Origin of the sequence: Burkholderia pseudomultivorans (assembly GCF_902499075.1) — a bacterium.
Taxonomy (GTDB): Bacteria; Pseudomonadota; Gammaproteobacteria; order Burkholderiales; family Burkholderiaceae; genus Burkholderia; species Burkholderia pseudomultivorans.
The window spans coordinates 38,980-61,104 of the sequence record NZ_CABVPP010000005.1 but is presented as its reverse complement, the minus strand read 5'-3'; the positions used below and the strand labels follow the sequence as shown (position 1 = coordinate 61,104).

19 protein-coding genes are annotated in these 22,125 nt (G+C 65.9%); 7 read left to right on the top strand and 12 right to left on the bottom strand.

Annotated elements, in window-relative coordinates; translation table 11 throughout:
- Positions 1-195 precede the first annotated feature (195 nt).
- The 5 genes from BST28156_RS05975 to BST28156_RS05955 all read right to left on the bottom strand — a co-directional run bounded on the left by BST28156_RS05975 (position 196) and on the right by BST28156_RS05955 (position 5,598).
- Complete coding sequence (locus BST28156_RS05975; protein ID WP_174901689.1) at positions 196-900, bottom strand: phosphorylase; 705 nt, start codon at positions 898-900, stop codon at positions 196-198.
- 5 nt (positions 901-905) lie between these two features.
- Positions 906-2,879 (bottom strand): squalene--hopene cyclase, encoded by a 1,974-nt coding sequence (gene shc, locus BST28156_RS05970; RefSeq protein WP_174901688.1) that lies wholly within the window; start codon positions 2,877-2,879, stop codon positions 906-908.
- An 11-nt stretch (positions 2,880-2,890) separates the two neighbouring features.
- A complete protein-coding gene (gene hpnE, locus BST28156_RS05965; RefSeq protein ID WP_174901687.1) occupies positions 2,891-4,144 on the bottom strand; it encodes a hydroxysqualene dehydroxylase HpnE in 1,254 nt (417 codons plus the stop codon).
- Positions 4,145-4,148: 4 nt separating this feature from the next.
- Positions 4,149-4,997, bottom strand: a complete 849-nt coding sequence (gene hpnD, locus BST28156_RS05960; RefSeq protein ID WP_174901686.1) for a presqualene diphosphate synthase HpnD — start codon at positions 4,995-4,997, stop codon at positions 4,149-4,151.
- Between the two features lie 268 nt (positions 4,998-5,265).
- On the bottom strand, positions 5,266-5,598 hold the full coding sequence (locus BST28156_RS05955) for a hypothetical protein (RefSeq protein WP_174901685.1): 333 nt from the start codon (positions 5,596-5,598) through the stop codon (positions 5,266-5,268).
- Between the two features lie 203 nt (positions 5,599-5,801).
- Between BST28156_RS05955 and BST28156_RS05950 the strand changes: the two genes are divergently transcribed.
- Complete coding sequence (locus BST28156_RS05950) at positions 5,802-6,686, top strand: alpha/beta fold hydrolase (protein WP_174901684.1); 885 nt, start codon at positions 5,802-5,804, stop codon at positions 6,684-6,686.
- Between the two features lie 61 nt (positions 6,687-6,747).
- Here BST28156_RS05950 and BST28156_RS05945 read toward each other — a convergent pair whose 3' ends face one another.
- Genes BST28156_RS05945 through BST28156_RS05935 form a run of 3 tightly spaced genes read right to left on the bottom strand, consistent with a single transcriptional unit; the run spans position 6,748 to position 8,670 of the window.
- Complete coding sequence (locus BST28156_RS05945; RefSeq protein WP_060240330.1) at positions 6,748-7,686, bottom strand: GGDEF domain-containing protein; 939 nt, start codon at positions 7,684-7,686, stop codon at positions 6,748-6,750.
- Positions 7,683-8,309 (bottom strand): chemotaxis protein CheC, encoded by a 627-nt coding sequence (locus BST28156_RS05940; RefSeq protein WP_174901683.1) that lies wholly within the window; start codon positions 8,307-8,309, stop codon positions 7,683-7,685. The genes BST28156_RS05945 and BST28156_RS05940 overlap by 4 nt, the downstream gene beginning before the upstream one ends.
- Positions 8,302-8,670 carry a response regulator gene (locus tag BST28156_RS05935; protein WP_009695033.1) on the bottom strand — a complete coding sequence of 123 codons (369 nt, stop codon included), beginning with the start codon at positions 8,668-8,670 and terminating at the stop codon, positions 8,302-8,304. The genes BST28156_RS05940 and BST28156_RS05935 overlap by 8 nt, the downstream gene beginning before the upstream one ends.
- Positions 8,671-9,137: 467 nt before the next feature.
- Here BST28156_RS05935 and BST28156_RS05930 point away from each other — a divergent pair, with 467 nt between their 5' ends.
- Positions 9,138-11,381 (top strand): hybrid sensor histidine kinase/response regulator family protein, encoded by a 2,244-nt coding sequence (locus BST28156_RS05930; protein WP_174901682.1) that lies wholly within the window; start codon positions 9,138-9,140, stop codon positions 11,379-11,381.
- Between the two features lie 63 nt (positions 11,382-11,444).
- On the opposite strand, the gene BST28156_RS05925 is transcribed toward BST28156_RS05930, so the two are convergent.
- Positions 11,445-11,999 (bottom strand): NADPH-dependent FMN reductase, encoded by a 555-nt coding sequence (locus BST28156_RS05925; protein WP_174901681.1) that lies wholly within the window; start codon positions 11,997-11,999, stop codon positions 11,445-11,447.
- 372 nt (positions 12,000-12,371) lie between these two features.
- Here BST28156_RS05925 and BST28156_RS05920 point away from each other — a divergent pair, with 372 nt between their 5' ends.
- A complete protein-coding gene (locus BST28156_RS05920) occupies positions 12,372-12,968 on the top strand; it encodes an RNA polymerase factor sigma-70 (RefSeq protein WP_174901680.1) in 597 nt (198 codons plus the stop codon).
- Positions 12,949-13,152, top strand: coding sequence for a zf-HC2 domain-containing protein (locus BST28156_RS05915; protein ID WP_174901679.1), 204 nt, complete (start codon positions 12,949-12,951; stop codon positions 13,150-13,152). The genes BST28156_RS05920 and BST28156_RS05915 overlap by 20 nt, the downstream gene beginning before the upstream one ends.
- Before the next feature lie 248 nt (positions 13,153-13,400).
- Here the strand turns inward: BST28156_RS05915 and arsC are convergent, their stop codons facing one another.
- Complete coding sequence (gene arsC, locus BST28156_RS05910; protein ID WP_059512937.1) at positions 13,401-13,757, bottom strand: arsenate reductase (glutaredoxin); 357 nt, start codon at positions 13,755-13,757, stop codon at positions 13,401-13,403.
- 984 nt (positions 13,758-14,741) lie between these two features.
- On the opposite strand from arsC, the gene parA reads away from it, so the two are divergent.
- The gene (gene parA, locus BST28156_RS05905; protein WP_009695024.1) at positions 14,742-15,404 is read left to right on the top strand and encodes a ParA family partition ATPase; all 663 of its coding nucleotides are present in this window, start codon (positions 14,742-14,744) and stop codon (positions 15,402-15,404) included.
- A gap of 23 nt (positions 15,405-15,427) precedes the next feature.
- Entirely contained in the window at positions 15,428-16,489 is a 1,062-nt protein-coding gene (locus BST28156_RS05900) for a ParB/RepB/Spo0J family partition protein (RefSeq protein ID WP_174901678.1), read from the top strand.
- A 90-nt stretch (positions 16,490-16,579) separates the two neighbouring features.
- Here BST28156_RS05900 and BST28156_RS05895 read toward each other — a convergent pair whose 3' ends face one another.
- Positions 16,580-17,944, bottom strand: coding sequence for a replication initiation protein (locus BST28156_RS05895; protein ID WP_060240314.1), 1,365 nt, complete (start codon positions 17,942-17,944; stop codon positions 16,580-16,582).
- A 1,824-nt stretch (positions 17,945-19,768) separates the two neighbouring features.
- Between BST28156_RS05895 and BST28156_RS05890 the strand changes: the two genes are divergently transcribed.
- Positions 19,769-20,950 carry a DNA-binding protein gene (locus BST28156_RS05890; RefSeq protein ID WP_174901677.1) on the top strand — a complete coding sequence of 394 codons (1,182 nt, stop codon included), beginning with the start codon at positions 19,769-19,771 and terminating at the stop codon, positions 20,948-20,950.
- Positions 20,951-21,088: 138 nt separating this feature from the next.
- On the opposite strand, the gene BST28156_RS05885 is transcribed toward BST28156_RS05890, so the two are convergent.
- Positions 21,089-22,102 (bottom strand): tyrosine-type recombinase/integrase, encoded by a 1,014-nt coding sequence (locus BST28156_RS05885; protein WP_174901676.1) that lies wholly within the window; start codon positions 22,100-22,102, stop codon positions 21,089-21,091.
- Positions 22,103-22,125 lie beyond the last annotated feature (23 nt).

Genomic DNA, 22,125 nt, shown 5'->3' with positions numbered 1-22,125 from the left:
TATAGAACGTTGTCCTGATCATTTCATTGGCAACGTGATCCGCGGATACGGTGCTGCGCCCGTGCTCGTCGCCCCGGGATCTCGCGAATTTCGTTCTCTATCCCATCGTGCTGATGCACGGGTATCGAACGGTCGGCAGCGTTGCATCACGCAACGCTCGCTTTGTATGGAAGGGGGAGAAGCGGCGCCCGCCGCTCAGACGATCCGCAGCGCGCCCGCGCGCCCGAACGCATGCCGCGCCTGGATCAGCGTCGTACGCGCCGCGCGCGCATCGCCCGCGACCTGCAGCAGCGGGCCCAGCTGCGACGGCTGCTTCAGCAGCTCGCGCAGGATCGGCAGGATCGCCGTGCTGCCGTCGTCGCGCAGCCCGGCCGTCGCCGCGCGCGGCAGCGTGCGCCACGCGGGATCGACGATCGCGCGGCACACCGCGAACGGCACGCCGCGCGCCGCGGCGAATGCGGCCGCGATATGCGACTCCATGTCGACGGCCAGCGCGCCCTTCGCGCGATGCAGCGAGGTCTTGTCCTGCTCGCTGACGACCGGCGCGCCGACGGCCGCCATCGCGCCGCGCGTGACGCGCGCCCACACCGGCGTGTCGTGCAGCGCGGCGACGAGCCGCGCGCTCCAGCCGACATCGGTCGGCACGCGCCCGAACGGCCCGTCGACCGCATCGGCGATCACCAGCGCGCCGGGCTGCAGGTCGGGCGCGAGCCCGCCCGCCGTGCCGAAGCTGACGATGCCCGCGCAACCGCGCGCGGTCGCCTCGGTCAGCGCACGTTCGAGCCGGTCGGCCCGCGCGGCGAACACGGCCTCGACGCCGTCGCCGCGCGCGACGCGCGCCTCGAACGCCATGCCCGTCACCGCGATGACGGGCAGGGTGCCGGTGTGCTGCGACGTCATCCGCGTCACATCCCGACCGTCACGCGCGTCGCATTGGCGCGCTTCAGGTTGCGGTAGCGCGCGAGCGCCCACAGCGGGAAGAACTTGCGGTAGCCGTGGTAGCGCAGGTAGAACACGCGCGGGAAGCCCGTCGCCGTGAAGCGCGTCTCGTCCCACAGGCCGTGTTCCTTCTGCTCGGCAATCAGGTAGTCGATCCCGCGCTTGACCGCCGGGTTGTTCACCTCGCCGGCCGCCATCAGGCCGAGCAGCGCCCATGCGGTTTGCGACGCGGTGCTCGGCGCCTGCTCGTAGCCGCGGTAGTTGAGCTTGTAGCTGTCGCCGTCCTCGCCCCAGCCGCCGTCCTTGTTCTGGATCGACAGCAGCCACTGCGCGCCGCGCTTCACGCGCGCATCGTCCGGCCCGAGGCCGGCCGCGTTCAGCGAGCACAGCGCGGTCCACGTGCCGTACACGTAGTTCATCCCCCAGCGGCCGTACCAGCTGCCGTCCGGCTCCTGCTCCTTCAGCATGTAGTCGAGCGCGCGGCGCGCGGGCTCGCTGTTCAGCGCCGTCTCGCCGAGCTGCGACAGCATCGACAGACAGCGGCCCGACACGTCGGCCGTCGGCGGATCGAGCAGCGCGCCGTGATCGGAGAACGGGATGTTGTTCAGGTAGTACTGCGTGTTTTCCGGTTCGAACGCGCCCCAGCCGCCATCGCTGCTCTGCATGCCGACGACCCATTCGCGCGCACGCGCGATCGACTCGCGATACGCATCGTTTTGCTTGAGCTGCTGCGCGCGCTCCATCGCCATCGCAACCACGGCCGTATCGTCGACGTCCGGGTAATGCGCGTTCGCGTACTGGAAGGCCCAGCCGCCGGGCCGTACGTGCGGCCGGCGCGAGATCCAGTCGCCGCGCACGTCGAGGATCTGCAGCGGGCGCAGCCATTCGAGGCCGCGCAGCGCGGCGTCCTCGGCGCGCGTGTCGCCCGTCTCGAGCAGCGCATGCGCGGCGAGCGACGTGTCCCACACGGGCGACAGACACGGCTGGCAATACGCTTCGTCGTCGTGCACGACGAGCAGCTTCTCGATCGACTTGCGGGCGATCGCGCGATTCGGATGATCTTCCGCGTAGCCGAGCACGTCGTACATCATCACCGCGTTGGCCATCGCCGGATAGATCGCGCCGAGGCCGTCCTCGCCGTTCAGGCGTTCGTCGACAAACGCCACGGCCTGACGGATCGCGCGCTCGCGCGTGTACTTCGGGAACAGGCCGTCGACCGCGCGCAGCGCATGGTCGACCACGCGGAAGAACGCGAACCAGCCCGCGCTCTGGTGGCCCTGGCGCGGCAGCAGCCCCGCGTTGACGGGCGGATCGATGAACAGCTCGTCGATGCGCACGCCGCGCGGGTTCTTCGCGAGCGGGCGCTTCGCGTTCAGCACGAGCAGCGGCACGATCACCGTGCGCGCCCAGTACGACACCTTCGACAGGTGGAACGGGAACCACTGCGGCAGCAGCATGATCTCGACCGGCATCATCGGCACCGCGCGCCACGGAATCGCGCCGTACAGCGCGAGCTGGATGCGCGTGAACACGTTCGACATCTCGGCGCCGCCCATCGCGTGGATCGCGCGGCGCGCACGCTGCATGTGCTCGGCGTTCTCGTCGTCGCCGATCACCTTCAGCGCGAAGTACGCCTTCACGCTCGCGCTGATGTTCGGCGCGCCGTCGGTAAACAGCGGCCAGCCGCCGTCGGCCTGCTGGATGCGGCGCAGATAGCGGCCGATCTTCCGTTCGAGCTCGAGGTTCGGCGTCTCGCCGAGATAGTGGACGAGCAGCACGTATTCGGCGGGAATCGTCGAATCGGCTTCGAGTTCGAAGACCCAGTGTCCGTCGGCGTTCTGCGCGGACAGCAGCGCATCGGTCGCACGCGCGACGGCGGCTTCGAGGTCGGCCGGCGCGGTGCCGGCGGACAGGGTAGCCATATCGGTGAGATCGTTCATCGGTCCCTCTCTTATTGTGTCTGGAGCGCGTCGGCGGCCAGCTGGCCGGAACGGATCGCGCCCTCGATCGTGGCGGGCAAGCCGGTGGCAATCCAGTCGCCCGCCAACACGAGATTGGTCCAGCGCGTACGCACGGCCGGACGTTTCATTTCCTGCGACGGCACCGCCGCAAAACCCGCTCGCGGCTCGACCACGAGATGCCATGCGGGGATGGTTGCCGGGTTCGCGCCGGTCACGCGCGCGACGTCGTCCCAGATGCGCCGCGCGAGCGTGTCGTGCGGCATGTCGAGCCAGCGGGCGGCGTCGTGGATCGTCGCCGCCAGTTGGCCGTCGCCGGCCCGGACCGCATCGACGATGCCGTTGACGACGGTCGTGTCGAGCGGGCTGCCGGCCGGTGGCTCGACCGCGAAATACGCGGTCACGACCGCGCTGAAGGTGTCCGGCGCGGTCAGGTCGGGCACCAGCGGCTGCGCGACCTCGGGCGGCACGGCCAGCACGACCGCGTCGCCGGGCGCGAGTTCGATGCGCTCCGCGCCGATCGCGACCGCATCGACCGCGTTGCCGTGCGCGCCGAACTCGAACGCGTCGAGCCGCGACCGCAGCCGGATCTGCGCGCCGCCGTGCTGCAGCATGCGCAGCGCCGGATCGACGAATGCACTGCCGAGCCCGTGCCGCGCGACGAGCGGACGGCAGCCGGGGCCGCCCGCGGCGAACATTCCGCGCAACACCGCGCGCGCCAGTTCGGCGGTCGCGTGGCGCGGCTCGACGTTCAGGATCCCAAGCAAATACGGCCGCAGCCAACGATCCCACAGCACGCCGTCGCACCGCATCGTCTGTGCGAGTGAGCGGCCGGTGCGCGCGAACGCGAGCGGCGCGAGCGCGACGTAATCCAGCGGCGTCGTGCCCGGCGCGCGCGATGCGGCGTCGAACAGCCACGACGGCCAGTGTCCGGTGCCGAAGCGCAGCGTCCAGCGCTGCTGCGCGGCGACGTCGACGACCGGGAATTCAGGCAATGCAGGCCCGGCAAGCTGATCGGCCGCGCCGATCGCGCGCAGGTAGCGCTGCGTGGCGGGCTGCCCTGCGAAGATCCGGTGCAGCCCGCTGTCGACGGTCGCGCCCAGCGTCTCGTCGAACCATGAGCGGCAGCGACCGCCCGCCTGTGCGTGCGCGTCGTGCAGCACGATGCGCCGCCCGCGACGTTGCAACTCGACCGCGGCCGACAGGCCCGCGAGTCCCGCACCGATCACGTGGACGGTTCTGGGCATCGGCTCAGAACAGCGCGTAGCGCGCGGCGATCATCAGCATGCGCGCCTTCGGCTTGCGCAGCGGCGCGCGCGGCGCGGCGAAACCGCGCGCGACTGCCGCTTCGAGAATGCAGCGATAGGCGCCCGACATGATCCGCGGCGCCTTCACCTGCGCACGCGCGCAGGTGTCCATCACCGCGTCGGCCTGGCGGAAGTGGTCGAGCGCGCGCTCGACGAGCGTCGCGCACACGCGCGGCAGCGCCGGATCGCGCGCGATCGTTGCGGGATCGGTGATCGCGATGCCTTCGCGCGCGAGCAGTTCGCGCGGCAGGTAGCAGCGGTTGATCACCGCGTCGTCGTCGATGTCGCGCAGGATGTTCGTCAGTTGCAGCGCGCGGCCGAGGTGGTGCGACAGCTTGATCCCCTCGGCTTCCGGCATCCCGAAAATCCTCACCGACAGGCGGCCGGCCGCGCTCGCCACGCGGTCGCAATAGAGGTCGAGCGTCGGCTCGTCGGGCGCGCAGATGTCTTCGGCGGCGTCCATCGCCATCCCGTCGATCATCGCGTGGAAATCGTCGCGCTGCAGGTCGAACGCGCGGATCTCGCGCTCGAGCGCGGCCAGCGCGCGCGGCGGCCGGCCCGCGAAGCATGCGTCGATGTCCGCGCGCCAGCGCTCGAGACCGGCGGCGCGCTCGGTGCGCGGCAGGTCGCTGTCGGCGATGTCGTCGACCGCACGGCAGAACGCATAGACCTGGAACATCGCGTCGCGCTGCACGGCCGGCAGGATGCGCATCGCGAGATAGAAAGAACTGCCCGATGTGACGGCAGCGGCGTCGGTTTCTTGTTCGTCCACGACGAGATTGGAAACGGCCAAGACGAGCTCCACGGAGACACCCACGCGGGGCGATTGAAGAAGCCATGCCCGGCTGGGATGGTCAGGGCGTCAAATGCGTGCGAGATAGTCGAACGATCGACGCAGACAGGCACAAATTACCGGCCGGTTGCCGGAATTGGGCGGAAGTATACCAATCTTTGAAGTTCGATGGCGGCGCCTTGCAGCGCCGAAACCCGTGCGGCGGCTGGCGCGGGCGCCTCGGCCGCCCGGCTCGCGGACAGCGCCGGCGCCCGCACCGGTGCGGACGTCAGCCGTAGACGATATCGCGCTGCAGATCGAGCGCGATCAGGCCCATTTCGCGGGTCAGCTGCAGCATCGCGCGGCGTTCGAGGCGCGAGCCCATGAAGCTCGTCACGCGCCCGTCCGGCTCGGCGGTGAACTGGAACACCGGGCCGCCGGTGCCGAACCACGCACCCGGCACGTCGGACGACTCGCGCCAGTCGATCTGCTCGAACACGCGCGCGATTCCCGCGCGCACCGCGTCGCCCGGGCCGATCGGCGGCGCGACGTCGCCCAGGTCGTCGAGGGAATAGGGGCCGGGCTTATCCGGTTTCCGGTAGAAGAAGTAATCGACGTTCATGGGCGGAAGCGAAGCGAAAGCGTCAACTTAACGTGCTTTTCCGCAAATTTGAATTGCTTTCGCGCAAATTGTGGCCTCCGCGAGACATTCGGGGCCGCATCGTGGCGACGCCCGCATCGGGCTGCGCCTGCCGGCGCGGTAGCCCGCTTGGCTGCGCGCCGCTTCGTCTAAGATGACGCTTTGTCCTAAAAAAACCCAGCTTCATGGAGACGAACGTGACCGCCCCCTCGCATCCCGACCAACCGGTTTTCGTGCTCGTGCACGGCGCATGGCATGGCGCGTGGTGCTTCGCCCACGTCGCGACCGCGCTGGCCGCGCGCGGCCACCTCGCGATCGCGCGCGACTTGCCCGCGCACGGCATTCACGCCCGCTTTCCCGCGTCCTACCTCGAACGACCGATCGACAAGGACGCGTTCGGCACCGAGCCGTCGCCGGTCGCGAACACGTCGCTCGACGATTACGCGGCGCAGGTGATGCAGTCCGTCGACGACGCGTATGCGCTCGGTCGCGGCAAGGTGATCCTCGTCGGGCACAGCATGGGCGGCCTCGCGATCACCGCGGCGGCCGAACGCGCGCCGGAAAAGATCGCGAAGCTCGTCTATCTCGCGGCGTTCATGCCCGCGTCCGGCGTGCCGTGCCTCGACTACGTGCGCGCGCCCGAGAACCGCGGCGACCTGCTGGCGCCGCTGATGCTCGCGAGCCCGCGCGTCACGGGCGCGCTGCGGCTCGATCCGCGCAGCGGCGACCCGGCGTATCGCGAGATGACCCGGCGCGCGCTGTGCGACGACGTGCCGCAAGCCGACTTCGAAGCCGTCGCGAACCTGCTGAGCTGCGACGTGCCGGCCGCGCCGTTCGCGACCGCGATCCCGACCACCGCCGCGCGCTGGGGCGCGCTCGACCGCCACTACATCAAATGCCTGCAGGATCGCGTGATCCTGCCCGCGTTGCAGCAGCGGATGATCGACGAGGCCGACGCGTTCACGCCCGGCAATCCGACCCACGTGCATCAGCTCGACAGCAGCCATTCGCCGTTCATGTCGCAGCCGGCCGTGCTGGCCGGCGTGCTGGCCGATATCGCGAAGCACTGAGTACCGGGCAGCGGCTTGCCGAAGCCGCTTCTTCGCGTACGACGATGCGCCGCGCCGCCCGCTACGCGTAGCCGACCGAGCGATCGCGGCCGAGCCGCTTGGCGCGATAGAGCGCGGCGTCGGCGTCGTTGACGAGCGAGTCGCAACTCGACGCGCCCGCCTTCGCGCATGCGCCGCCGACGCTCGCCGTCACCGGCACGCTGAAGCCTTCGGCGTCGACCGGCAGGCCGCCGATCGCCGCGCGCACCTTGTCGGCCACGCGCATCGCCTCGTCGAGATTCGTGCACGGCAGCAGCAATGCGAATTCCTCGCCGCCGAAACGGCCGAACGTGTCCTGCGTGCGCACGATCGACGCGACGCGGCGCGCCGTCTCGCGCAGCACCGCGTCGCCGGCCGCGTGCCCGAAGCGGTCGTTGATCGCCTTGAAGTGATCGAGATCGAACAGCAGCAGCGACAGGTCGCCGCCGTAGCGCTGCCAGCGCGCGAATTCGGCGCTCAGGCGCGCTTCGAAGCAGCGCCGGTTCGCGATGCCGGTGAGCCCGTCGCGATTCGCATGCTCGCGCAGCTTCGCGAACGCCTCCTCGCGTTCGCGCTGCATCACGCTCACGTGCGTGACGTCCGAGATCGTCACGCATACGGCTTCGACCTCGCGCCCGCGCGCGAGCGGCATGAACGTGCAGTCCTGCTGCATGTAGTCGACGCCGCCCGTGATCGGCCTGTCGTGCTCGAAACGAAACAGGTACGGGCGCTGCTCCCACGAACTGAACGCGAAGCTGCCGAGCTGGAACACGCTGTCGAGCTTGCGCGCGAGCCATGCGCGCGGCAGGTCCGGAAAGCAGTCGAACAGGTTGCGGCCGATCACGTCGGCGGCCGGCACGCCGCTGTGGTCCTGCATGAAGCGATTCCACATCAGCACGGTCATCGCGCGATCGAGCACGAACAGCCCGAAGCCGACCCGCTCGATCACGAGATCGCTGAGCGATGCGGGCGCGGTCGTCACAGCGCGGACAGCAACGCGTCGAGCGCGTCGCCCATCAGCCGGATCGAATCCTCGGCCATCAGCATCACGAAATGAGCGCGGAACGCATGATCCTCGAGTCCGAAGTTCACTTCGAGCAGCAGCGCGATGCTCCATGCGAGCGCGCTCGGCTCGAACACTTCGTCGAACGACATGTTCGCGCCGAGCAGCCCCGGCGGAAAGAACACCGGCTTGCGGCCGAGCTCGTCGAGGATCGACGCGACGCAGGCGCCCATCAGCACGTTCGCGACGTCGAACACGAGTTCGTCCCGGGTCGTCATGCCGCCGGGCATGTCGTCGCCGAAGGTGCGCTCGACCAGCGACATCAGCCGTGCAATGCCGGCGCTGCGGCACAGCACGATCGCCTCGCCCTTGATGTCGGAGCGGAAGCCCTGACGCACGGCGGTCACGTTGTCGAGAATCCCCGTCATCTCGCTCAGCACGCGGCCCGCGTCGGCCGCCTTCACGACGCGCACGCGCGGCACCGACAGCTCGATGAAGCGCCCGAGCAGCAACGCGAGCCGCGCCGCGGCGCGGCCCATCGCGAGGTTGGCGATCTCCTGCAACGCGTCGCGTTGCTCCGCCGTGAACACCGAGTCAGGCATACAACCCATACTCCCTGAGAATGGGCAGCAATGCGTCCGGCGTCACGGGCTTGGCGACGAATGCGATCGCGCCCAGCTCGCGGACGCGCGTTTGCGCCTGCGGCTGGATATCGGCGGATACCACGATCACGAACGTGTTCAGATCCTCGTGGCGCAGTGTTTCCAGCACCTGATAGCCGCTCATGTCGGGCATCGTCAGGTCCAGAAACATCACGGAAGCCTTGCCGTCACGATAAAGCGCCAGCGCCTCGCGGCCATTCGCTGCGTACGCGACATCGACGTCCCAGTCGACCGGCAGGGCTTTCGCCAACAGTTTGCGCGCGAGCAGCGAATCGTCGGCAATTACAATCGGCAGGGACATGGCAGGCGATGCGAAGTACGGAATGGTCTCTCTCGCGTTAACGGCCGCGCGGCGCAGATCTTGAGGCGGACGACCGGCAACGCGGCGAGCGCCGTGGCGCGGCGCGGACGTCGCCGGGCATGCGCGCGATGCGTCGTGCGACGCACGCCGGCGGGCGCATCACGATCCGTGTTAGGAAAAGCAACGCGCGATTCTCTGGCTAAACCGGTGGCGGTGCAACTCGCCGATTTACCCGTTTCGAACAAAATCGATTCGGTCGCCGCACATTCCGAAAACAGCCGGGGCTATTTTCGGCATCTGGACGCAAAATTTTTCCCTGTGTACGTTTGCGCTTCCGGATTCGTCGCGTTTTCAATCCGACAGCCGGCTTGCACCGCCGCAGCCCGGTTGCGCGGCGCGGGAAGCGCCGCGGCACGCTCGTGCAACTCGTTTATGATGGGGCACCTTCGCTTCACCGCTTTCCTCGAATGACGTCCGACCGGCCCGCCGATTCCCGCACATCCGCCCCCACTCCCGCCGACGACTGGCAGGACGACGGCAACTATGCGTCCGGCGCGCCCGAGCACGATTTCGCGGTCCGCCGCGTGACGCTGATCGTGCTGCTCGTCGCGGCGATCGTGCTGCCGTGCATCTACGTGGTCGTGATGGCCTACAACGACCTGAAGGCGCGCGAAGCGGCCGCGAGCGACGTGACGATGCGCACCGTGCGCGTGGCCGAGGAGCATGCGCTCAAGGTGTTCGACCTGAGCGAAACGCTCGATGCGCGGATCGTCGACCTCGTTCAGGACATGGACGACGCGACCGTGCGCAGCAAGGAGTCCGATATCCACGAAGCGCTGAACACGATCGGCGGCGGCTATCCGCAGGTGGCCGCCGTGTCGATCTTCGGCGCGAGCGGGATGCTGCTCGCGAACAGCCTCTACTATCCGGCGCCGTATGCGTCGATCGCGAACCGCGACGACTTCGCCGGCATTCGCGACGGCAAGGTCATCGAGCACATCTCGCGGCTGATGATGGGGCCGCTCAAGCTCGAGAACATTCCCGTGTTCAACACCGGCGTCGCGCGCCGGCACAGCGACGGCTCGTTCGCGGGCATGGTGTCGATCGCGCTGAAGTCGTCGTATTTCAACGCGTTCTACCGCGACCTGCTCGGCGGCTCGAAAACGCCGATGACGATGGCGCTCGCGCGCTCCGACGGCGCGGTGATCGCATCGTATCCGCCGCCGCCGTCGATCGCGCATACCGATCGCGAAGCGACGTTCGGCAACGCGCGCAACGATCCGCGCGCGGGCGTCGTGCGCGTGCGCCACGGCAACGACGACAGCGAGATCGTCGCGTACCGGCAGGTCGGCAGCTATCCCGTCTACGTGACCTGCGCGTACCGCACCTCGGAAATCTGGCGCGAGTGGTACGAACACCTGAGCGTGCTGTTCCTGTCGATGTTCGCGCCGTCGATCGCGCTGTGGTGCGTGATCTGGCTGTCGCTGAAGCGGCTGAAGGCGGAAGAGCAGGCGTGGGATCGCTGGCAGGCGGAAGCGTCGATGCGGCGTTCGATCGAATCCGCGTACCGGCAGTCGCGCAAGATGCAGGCGCTCGGCAATCTCGTCGGCAGCGTCGCACACGACTTCAACAACCTGCTGATGATCATCTCCAGCAACGTGCAGATCGCGCGGCGGCGCGGCACCCAGCATCTCGACAAGGAGCTCGGCGCGATCGAGCGTGCGCTGAAGAACGGGCAGTCGCTGACGCGCCAGCTGCTCGGCGTCGCGCGCAAGCAGCCGCTGCACAACGAGACCATCGACGTCGGGCAGTGGCTCGGCACGTGCCGCGAACTGCTGAAGACCTCGCTCGGCTCGAAATCGTCGCTGGTCGTCGCGATCGATCCGGGCGTGTGGCCGATCCGCGTCGACGTCGCCGAACTCGAACTCGCGGTGATCAACCTCGCGGTCAACGCGCGCGATGCGATGTCGAGCGGCGGCCGCTTCACGGTCGGCGCACGCAACGTGACGCTGCGCCGCGAGGACGGTTTTCCGCTGACCGGCGATTTCGTGCAGATCTCGCTCGACGACACGGGCTCGGGCATGGCGCCCGACGTGCTCGCGCGCGCGTTCGAACCGCTGTTTACGACCAAGGCGCAGGGGATGGGGACCGGGCTCGGGTTGCCGCAGGTGTTCGCGTTCTGCGAACGCTCGGGCGGCCTCGCGACGATCGACAGCGCGGTCGGCGCCGGTACGTCGGTGCGCCTGTACCTGCCGCGCGCGCGCGCCGAGGACGTGGTGGCGCGGCCGACGGCCGCCGCGCACGAGCCGGGCGCGCACGCGGGCCTGCACGTGCTGCTCGTCGAGGACAACAGCGAAGTCGCGGCCGGCACGGAGGCGCTGCTGTCGCTGCTCGGCCACCGCGTGACCTACGCGGCGACCGCCGACGACGCGCTGCAGCTGATCGAGGGCGCGGCCGCGAACGACGCGTTCGACCTGGTGATCTCGGACATCCACATGCCGGGCCGGCTGAACGGCATCGACCTCGCCGAGGCGATCGACAAGCGGCCGGGGAAACTGCCGGTGATCCTCGTCACCGGCTATGCGGAGGAGCTCGACCGCACGCGCACCGTGAACGTGCGCGTGCTGTCGAAGCCGTTCGACATCGCGCTGCTCGACGAGATCCTGATGGGCATCCGCGACGCGCGCGACGCACGGCATACCGGCATGTGACCGGCCGCGGCATGCGCGGGCCGGTGCCGGTGCCGGTGATTCAGGCTGGTTGCGGGAGGGCGGTCAGGCCGCCTTCAGCACGCGCACCCAGGCGGCGTAGCGATCGACGAAGCCCTGCAGGAACTTGCGGGTGTCCTCGTTGACGATTTTGCCGTCATCGTCGATGCGCGACGGATCGTGCTTGATGAACATCTCCGGCTGCCCGAGCGTCTTCACGTCGAGATAGGCCAGCACGTTGCGCAGGTGCTGCTGCGCGAGCGCGGTGCCGGTCGCGCCCGGCGACGTGCCGAGCACCGCGCCCGGCTTGCCCGACCACGAATTGGAACCCCACGGACGCGAACCCCAGTCGAGCGCGTTCTTCAACACGCCCGGGATCGAGCGGTTGTACTCGGGCGTGACGAACAACAGCGCGTCGGCCGCTTCGATCGACTGCTTGAAGCGCTTCGCGACCTCCGGAAAGTCGGCGTCGTAGTCCTGGTTGTACAGCGGCAGCTCGCCGATCTCGACGAATTCGAACGAAAGATCGGCGGGGGCAAGCGAGATCACGGCGTGCGCGAGCGCGCGGTTCCACGAACCGCGGCGCAGGCTGCCGACGACGACCGCAACACGATAGGCCATGGCATTCTCCTTCCGGTGAGTGAGGAATCGAAACGATTGCTTCTGGATAGGCGACAAAGGTCTGTTTATAGGCAGGCCAGCCCGCATGCCGTCCCACGGGGCCATCCGGCCGACTTTCCACAAGGTTTTCCACAGAAATTGTGGATAACTTTGTCGTCCGGCTTCGACGCGACAGCATGCACGCCGCACTGTGCGGCGACGCGCGACGCAAGGCTTCGGCAAGCATAGCGCAGCGCGCCGACCGGTATTGTGAATTCGCGACGGAACATCCGTTGCCGGCCGGCAGCGCGGCCAGTAAGCTGCTCGCACGGCGACGCGCCCCCCTGTGCGGTGCGCCGGACCGATTCGACGACCCTTTTCCCGCCCCAGCCCATGCCGTCCGCGTACGACGATCCCGCTTATCTCGAAAAATTGCGGTACGACCTGTTGCGTTTCGCGCGCCTGCAGTTGCGCGACACCGACACCGCCGAAGATGCCGTACAGGAAGCGTTGACCGCCGCGTGGTCGCATGCGGGCGACTTCGCGGGCCAGTCGGCGCACAAGACCTGGGTGTTCGGGATCCTGCGCAACAAGCTGATCGACGTGTTGCGTGCGCGCCAGCGACTGGTGAGCCTGTCGGCGCTCGACGCGGAGCTCGACGGCGAATCGGCGCTGGACCGCGAACTGTTCAAGGAAAACGGGCACTGGGCCGCGCACACGAAGCCGCGACCGTGGCCGCGGCCGGACACGCTGTTGCAGCAGCAGCAGTTCTGGGCGCTGTTCGAGATGTGCCTCGACCACCTTCCCGAACAGATCGGACGCGTGTTCATGATGCGCGAATTCCTCGACGTCGAGATCGCGGATATCTGCAGCGAGTTGACGCTGACGACGAATCACTGCAGCGTGCTGCTGTACCGCGCACGCACGCGCTTGCGCACCTGCCTCAGCGAGAAAGGACTGACGACCGAAGATGCTACCGGGGAAATGTAAGGACGTGACGCGGCTGCTGTCGGATGCGCTCGACCGCCATCTGACGATGCACGAACGCGTGCAGGTGCGCGTGCATCTGCCGGTGTGCAGCGGATGCCGCGCCTATCGTGGACAGATCGCGCTGCTGAGGAAGGCCGCAAAAGTGGCAGCGGGGCAGGAGCCGGAAAGTGGGGAGGAAACGTGATGCGAGAGTGCCTGGGTGGCGGTGGGTGGCGGTGGGTGACGCGGGTGGCGATGCAGTGAAGACGCTGCCGGTGTTGTGCGGGGTGCTTTTGTCGCGGCGGTGACTGTGACGTGACCGGGAGCGATAGGGCGATCGTTGGGGCCCGCGCGCTGTCTGGACGTCGGCGCGCCGGTCGTTTGGCGCCGGTCGGCCCGACGCGGCCGGGCCGCGCAGGGCTGACGCAACAAGAAAAATACGCCGACGAAAAATTATTCGAACAGCGCTCGCACCGATTCCGGCGGGCGCCCGATCGCGGCCTTGCCGCGATACACGACGATCGGACGCTGCAGCAGGATCGGATGGGCGACGATCGCGGCGTAGGCCTCGGCGTCGGTCAAATCTGCGCGCCCCAGGTCAAGGGTCTTGTACGGCTCCTCGCCATCGCGAAGCATGTCGCGCACCGGGCGCCCGAGTTGGCGATGCAACGTTTCGAGCGCTTCGACCGTCGGCGGCGTCTTCAAATACTCGACGACGTTGACCGGCGCGCCGGCGGTATTCAGCGTTTCGATCAGCGCAAGCGTCTCGCGGGACTTCGAGCATCGAGGGTTGTGGTAGATCGTGATCATCGTTCTGGCCTGGATGGTGGGAGGCCGTATTGTAGCCAAGCCATGTCGGGAAGCCGGCTCGAGGCCGGGACTTGAAGCAAAGCGAGTGAGGATTCGATTCCTCATGGCAACACGGCATTCGAAGCCGCTTGTTTGAATAAGCGATCGGAAAGCGAGTGTGATTCAGCCCAGCGCTTGATGGGTTTATGCGCATAAAGCCGGTTGCTCGAAAGGGTGGGGCCTGTGCCCGTCACGAAGAAGCTGTGACGGTATGCGGGCTCTCTCGACGAAGCGGGTAGCGACGGTGGTTTATGCGCATAAAGCGATCTGTTCGCTTCCGCCGTCGGCATCTCCCGCCGCAGCGCGTTGGTACTCCTGCTGCTGCGAACCCGCTCACACATCGATGCTCGGCAACGGACGCCCCAGGCGCATCACGCGTCATGCAACTGTCCTCGCATCACGACCGCAACCCTCCGCCAATCCGTCGCCGAGTTTATGCGCACAAACTCAACGCGCGTCGGGTAGTGCGGCGCAGGACGACGAACGCCCGTCGGTTCGATGGCACTTCGTATATGTTCGGATGACCGCCAGACTGCTTCGGATGCGGCCAAGTCGACCGCATTCGGGATCAGGAGCGCGACGACCATTCGCCTCAGGAAGGCCGCCGCTCCCCGGCTCGACGGAGTTTATGCGCACAAACTTCGTCGCCGCAGTTCATCGATAGCCCCCCGCGCCACATAAGAAATGGGCGTCGTCGCAATATCGCCACGATCCGCTCGCCGATGAGCATCCGTTCCGCGCACGCCCGAGCTAAATCCGGCCGACGCGCAGACTCATCCCGAAACGCGTCCATTTGAACGGCCGCCACCGACTCCATCGCGACTACCCCGTTTATGCGCATAAACCGATAGGCCGAACGGCCAATACGTCGTTGGTGAACGACAATTTCATTGAAATATAAATATCGTCCTGTAGAATTCCAACGACCAAAAACAGGAGTGGAAATTGGCCGCGGAAATCATTGCAGTCACTCAACAAAAAGGCGGCGTCGGCAAAAGCACGATCGCCATGCACCTCGGCGCCGCGTTCCATGAAAAAGGGAAGCGCGTCCTCGTCGTCGACGCAGACGGCCAAAACACACTGGTCCACTGGTCGAGCGCGTCGGGCGACAGCGACAACGGCATTCCCTTCCCCGTCGTCAACCTCGCCGAAGCCGGCAGCCAGATCCACCGCGAGATCAAGAAGTTCATCAACGACTACGACATCATCGTCGTGGACTGCCCGCCGTCGATCACCGAGAAGGTATCGGGCGTCGTCCTGCTGGCCGCGTCGATTGCCGTGATCCCGACTTCGTCGTCGCCGGCCGATTACTGGTCGAGCGTCGGGCTCGTGAAGCTGATCCAGCAGGCGCAGGTCATGAACGAGGACCTTCGCGCGGTATTCCTGCTGAACAAGACCGAAGAGAAGCGCATGCTCACCCGCGAGCTGAAGCGCGCGCTCGAGGAACTCGGCTTCCCGCTGCTGAAGACGCAAATCCCGACCCGCGAAGCGTACAAGCAGGCGATGGCGCTCGGCCAGACCGTCCTGCAGATGAACGACCGCGGCGCGCGGCTCGCCGCAGCGGAAATTCGTGCATGTGCCGACGAAATCGTCGCGATGCTGCCCTGACTTTATGCGCATAAAGGAGTCGCATGAAACCCTCCCAATTTGCTAAAGGATTCCAGGCGCGCCCGGATATCACGACGAGCGAGAAGCGCACGGCACTCGACCGGCTCAACGCCATCGACGGCATCGTCAAGTCGGAAACCCCGGCGTCGACGCCGACCAAATCCTCGAAGAAAGACAACCCGCCGCCCCCCGCTCCGGAAGTCGTGCTCGACGCGTCGACCGACGAATCGGCGCAATATCGCGCGTGGCGCCTCGAGAACCGTTATGCGCCCGGTCAGGTGATCGAGCTGCCGCTGAAGGCCATCAAGCACAGCCCGTTCAACCCGCGGCATTTCTATCTGAAATCGTCGATCGCCGAACTCGCGGTCAACCTCGCGAAGCAAGGGCAACAGCAGGCAATCCACGTGATTCCGGACTACGACAATCCGGGCACGTATTTCGTCAGCGACGGCGGTCGCCGCGTACGCGCGCTGAAGGAAGCGAACAAGGAGTCGGTCAAGGCAATCGTGATCGACGTGCCGATCGGCATCCAGAGCTACAAGCTCGGTTACGACCTCAACGTCCAGCGCGATTCGCAGACGGTGTTCGACAATGCCGTCGTCTGGCGTCGTTTCCTCGACGACCAGCATTTCCAGAGCCAGAAGGAACTGGCCGAGCATCTCGGCCTCGACGAGTCGACGGTCGCCGTCGCGCTGTCGATCGGCAAGCTGCCGGAAGCGATCATGCAGGAGATGGTCGCGCGCCCGGATCGCTTCGGTTCGAACATGGCTTACCAGGTCGGTCGTTATCACAGCGCGCGCGGCACCGAAGCCACGCTGCGGCTGATCAACAAGATCGTGTCGGACGACCTCAGCACGCGTCAGGTGTCGGATATCGTCAAGGGCCGCGTGGCGGCGCAGGAGACGCCGAAGCCCGCGAGCCGCCAGCGCTACGCGCAACGGCTGGAGATCAAGCTCGGCGGCAAGTCGGTCGGCGACCTGAAGTCGTACGGCGAGGACCGCATCGAGCTGCGCCTGCGCGGCCTGCCGAAGGACAAGCGCGACGCGATCCTCGAGCAGCTCGAGCGGATGCTGTTGTCGGACTGATGGAAAGGGCCGGAACGGCCCGGCGACGATGCCGGGCCCGGCCACCCTCGGGCAGCCGGCCGGCGGCCCGTCAGCGGGCCTGAACGGGCCTCAGGCGGCCCGGGATTGATTCAGCGTGAACGACAGCAGATCGCCGTCGGTTGGCTCGCCCCAGGTCTTCTGGGCCAGCCAGTCGAAGAAGGCCGTCTCGGCCAGCTTGGAGTCGAGGCCGCGCTTGCGCCAGTCGTCGCGCAGATGCGAGCCCATCGTCGGCAGCGCCTCCGATTCGAACGACTCGCGCGCCACTTCGCGCTCCTCTTCGCCCTGCTCTTCGTACAGCACCTTCGCTTCCTTGCGGCGGAACGCCGCGAACTCGCTCAGCAAACGTGCCTTCAGATCGTCCGGCTGCGCCGATGCGGCCTTCGCGGACGGCGTGGCGGCCGGCAACGCGTCGACGGTATCGACCGGCGGCGCATAGCCCTTCTTCAACGCATCCTTGAACAGCGCTGCGGCGCTGCGCACCGGCGGCAGCGTCGTGCTGCGCATCCGCTGCTCGGTCATCTGCAGCGCGGCGCGGATGCGATTCTCCTCGCTGTCCGCATACAGCGTCTGCGCTTCCTTCAACGGAATCCCGAGCTTCACCATCCGGTCGACCAGCGTGCTGTCGAACACGTTCGGGTGTTCGTCGAGCGCCAGCATCGGCTGCTTGCGTTCGGTCACGCGGAACTGGATCTCGGCTACGCGTCGTCCTTCGCGATGCTCGATCAGCTCGACGAAGATGTTGGTGACCGCGTTGACCTCCGCGATCGCCGGCCGCAGATAATCGCGCTTGAAGTACTTGTACTCCCGTTTCGCCTCGTCGCCGGCTTCCGTGTCGGGCGTGCCCGACAGGATCGGCCGCCACCATTCCCACGGCTCGCGCATCGTCAGATGGCTCGGGTTCGTCAGGTAGCGCACGCAGATCTCGTAGAGCGCGAGACCGGCGCTGCTGCGCAGCTGGCTCTGGAATTGCAGGCTCAGGCGCGCGTACTGGACCGGGTCGAGCAGTTTCTTCTTGATCTTCGGCGCGAACGAGAATTCGACCCACACGCGACGGGTGGCCGGATCCTCGAGAATTTCCGCGTCGGCGATCAGCGTCGAGATCCCCCACTTGCGGCCGGGCTTCTGGCTCGACGTGCCGGTGCTCCATTCGACCTGCACCGACACCATGCGGCGCAGGTGTTCCTTCACCAGGGCGGTGTCGTTCGAATCGAAGGCGGAGTTGGCGACGATATCCGACAACAGCGCGCGATACGTATCGCCCGAGTCGTCGGCCTGCTGCGCCACGGCCAGCAGGACATTGAACAGCTTGCGAGTGAGGAGCGTGATCTTGCCGCTCTTCGGCTGAATCGCGATTGCCTCGACGGCCTTACGCAATTCGGCTGAACTGGCACTCACCACATCCACATCGGTTTTCTTGGCGCGCTTCGTGGCCATGCGTCGGGTCGGAGGAGAAGTTTCCCGGAAGGATAGCGCCTGTGGTGATGTGCGTCCAGAACGACATGCTCACCATAGCCGGTGAAGTGCGCCTGCAAAACCGCACTCACCCCAACAGCTCCCGAAAACCCTCACCGATCCGGAATTGCAGCGTTTCAGGCTCGTCCAGACATGTCGCGGGATGCGCCGATTCACAGAATTTCCGCTGTGCATGACACGTGCGGAATGTGCTCCCGTATCGGCTCACCTATCGATTTGTCGTAATTTTGCGACTGCCGAATCGTGAGCCGGCCGTCCGGTCATCCGCGCACCTCGCAGCGCGTCGCCGGCCTGTGCAAAACGGCCTGTATGCATGTACAGGCGGGGCTGACCGGGCTGGTCGCACAGTCTTTCGAATCGGAAAAGACGCGCCGGCAAGCCCGCTTATGCACTGGAACCAGGCTGTGCCGGCAGCCCGGGCGCGCATTGTACCGTGCACAAATGGTGTCCGGTCCCGAAAATTCTCACCTTGAGCACGGCCGATTGCTGTGAATGGCTGTCGATAGACGCCCGGCACAGGCGGAATCCGCCGTTCCGGTCTCCTGAAAACACTCACCTTAATGGGAAAAGCGACGCTCCAGCGGACACCCTGACAGCTCCCGAAAAACCTCACCGTAACCTTCCCGGTTTCAAAAATCTCAATCGCATCCGATACTTACGCACAGTGTGGGATGCTGCTGTGCGCCACGATCATCCCCCGAAAACCCTCACCTTTCGGCAGCGATCCGCCGTCGCAAAACCCTGTGACGCATCCCGAAAATGCTCACCTATGGCAAAAAATGGCACAGCAATTCGGATATTTCCGCCAGTCCTGGCGGGCTTTTCAGCGATTTAGGCTGTGCACAGGTCCCGAAAAGCCTCACCTTTGATCAAATTTCGGGCAAAATCGCTTCCCGAAAACGCTCACCTGTGGCGTCGCCTGGCGGCCTGTGATCCATGCCCCGAAAAAGCTCACCTCAAGAAGATCCGGGCAGGAAAACCCGGATTTCCCTCCCGAAAATCCTCACCTTTCCGCTTCCACAGGCCCCGAATGTGCTTTTTGCTGTGCAAAATGGCGTTCGCTTCCCGGAAATCCTCACAGCAAATCGTCGCGGAGTCCCGTGAAATCTCACCTTTCACAAAAATTGCCCAAAAGACAGGCAGAATCGGGGGTCGAAGTAGGTCCCGCAAATTCTCACCTGTGTCTGCACAGGCAGAAAACTGTGCGCTCTGCCATGGCGCGGGTTCCGCGGCTGTGACTCCCCGAAAAACCTCACCTTTGGAAAATCGCGCGTTTCACTGTGATCCCGAATCCGCTCACGACCTTTCCTGCAACGGCTCACGCAGCTCCCCGAACCCCATCACGTCAGCTCCTGCAGAAGATCACCTTGGCTCCCGTAAAACTTCACCTTGTCGGCCGGAAAGCCTTGCTACATAAGGCTGTGCCGTGGCGTTAACGTTTTTAACTAAGGGTTCAAAGGTGTTTACTTCTAATACTCTCAAGACTTCCGCTGAAGAGTTTTCCACAGAGACCCCCAACCCCTGAACACCCACAGCCGCACACAGCGGGCCTCATGTGAAACAAATGCGAAATTTCGGGGTCCGCTAGGAAACCGTTTTGCAACAAAGACTTGCGTTGTTTTCTTCGCTTTGTTTCACGGAATCCCCGGCCGGGATCGAACCGATAGCCTCACAGATCCGCTTTCTGTGACGGACGACGCAAATTCGCAACGCATCGCGAAAACAAGTATCGGAAGATACGTATTTCGTTATGATTGCAACACTTTAACGTCTGTGAGCTCTGTCATGACCCTGGACGAAATGCGCCAAGTCATTCGGGAAGAACTGGAATCGCTGCGCGCCACTGGTGCGCGCCGTCAGGAACTGTCGCTGCACGCATGCAAGCGGCTGTTCTTCGATCTCGGCATTCGGCCGTCTGCGGCAAATGTCCGCGATCTGACCCAGACCGGCAGTGCCAGCGACATCCCGAAAGACATCGACCATTTCTGGGAGCGCATCCGTTCCGCGTCGAAAGTCAGGCTCGATGGCGCGGCGATCCCGAAGGCGGTCGAAGAAAAAGCCGGCGCGCTGCTGGGCGCGCTGTATGAGGAAGCGCTGAAAGCCGCGCGGGACAGCCTCGACGTCGACCGCGAACAGGTTCGCGCCAATGTGGCCGACGCGGAGCAACGGTTGCGCGACGCGAGCGTTCGCCAGGAAACGCTCGAAGCGGCCCTCGTGCGCAGCGAAGCGCGAAACGAGCAGCTGCAGGCGCGCGTGACGGAGCTCGAGGTCCAGCTTGCGTCACAGACGACGCACGGTTCGGCAAACGAAGCGACGCTGCTCACCACAGTCGCGCGGCTGGAAAAGGAACTGGCGGCCGCCGCCGGCCGGATCGACGCCGAGCAGACGCAGAATGCGGCGTTGCGCGACCGCATCGACCTGCTGCAAGCCGAATTGCAGCAACGCACCGAACACTATGCGCAGCAGATCAAGGACGCCGTGGCCGAAGCCGAACGGCGCGTCAAGCCGATGCTCGTCGAGCTCGACTCGCTGCGCAGCATGGCTTCGACCTATCAGAGCGGCCTGCGTGACGTGCAGCGCAAGGAATTCGATTTTCTTCAGCAGCTGAGTGCGGCCAAGGCGCGCGCCGACCGGCTCGAAGAACAGTTGCGCAGCCAGAGCGACGAGTTGGAACGGGCAACGCGCGACGTGAACGCGCTGCGCGCGAGCGGCGGCATGAATCCGCAAATCGCCGCGCTGATCCGGCGACTCGCCGATGCGGGCCTACTCGATGCCGATGCCTTTTCCGCGATCGGCACCGCGCTGGACCACGAGATTCCGGTGCCGGGCCAGTGCCCGCATTGCGACGGTGAACCGGAGCTGTCGCATAACGAAGACGGGTTCGAAGTGTCCTGCCCCGAGTGCGAGCATGCTTCCGGTGCGTGGCCGTCCCGCTTCGAGGCGATCACCCGTTTTGCACGGCGATGAGCGCCGCCGTGCGGCCGGCGTGCACAGGTGAGAGGGTCCGGGAGGCTTGAGGTGAGGGTTTTCGGGAGCTGTGTAAGGGTGAGGCCGCACGACACAAGGCCGCTCACGGATCGTCTCGCGTGAGCGGTCTGCGCGGAATCAGTGAGTTTCGTCGTGGTCGGTTGCGTCACCTTCGATCATGTCGTCTCGCCAGTTCTTCCATGCACGGTGCAGACGGTTCGACGAGATCGGCTGCATGAAGCCGAGCCATTTGCCGACCCGCTCGGGCGGCACGTCGTTCTCGAACAGTTCGGCCGCATAGGTATTGCGCAGCGTCTGCGGGCTCGTGCGGGCTGTGCGCGACGACGAGAGCCCGGCCGACTCGACAATGGCGTCGATCGCGCGGAGCATCGTCGCCTTGTGCATCGGCCGCCCGGTATGCGACGCCGGAAACACCAGATCGCCGGGAATCTCCTGCCGCTTGCGCTCTAACAGCCACGCGTCGAACAAGGCGATCGCGAACGACGCCAGATGCGTTTCGCGCGCGAAGTCGGGGTGCGTCGACGGGATCTGCAGCGAGGTTCCGCTGGTATTGATGCAACTAATCGTAAGCACCTTCGCTTCGCCGGTCTTGATCCCGCCACCGAGAAATGCGGCGACGAGCGCGCGGTCGCGACGCTCTTTCCAGTATGCGGCGCCTGACACGCCGATCGGCGAAAACAGATAGGCGAGCAGTTTGGCGCGCTCGGCCGGCGTCAGGAAACCGGTCGGTTCGTTGTCGCGCGCCTTGCGCCAGTTCGCTTCGCCATCCTGAGCAATGAAACGGGCCGGGTTGGTCGATGCCAGTTCGGTACGGCGGATGTGATCGAGCACCCGCTCGATCAGCCGCAAATAGCGCATGCGCTGCGTTTTCTTGATCGGCAGTTCGCCGACGAAATGGGCGATCGATGCGGTATCGACGGTGGCGAGGTTTTTCTGGTGCGCACGCAGCCACGTGAGAAACGCGCCCCATTGCGCGCGATAGACGTCGGCCGACGAGCGGCGATAGTCCTGCATGGCCAGCCATGCGTCGAACGCGGCTTCGGGCGAGACGATCCAGTCGGATGCGCCTCGATCGAACAGATCCTTTTCTTCCGGGCGTGTGGATGGTGCGGCAGATGAAGGAAGGGACATGTGATTTATTCCGTTAGTTGCGT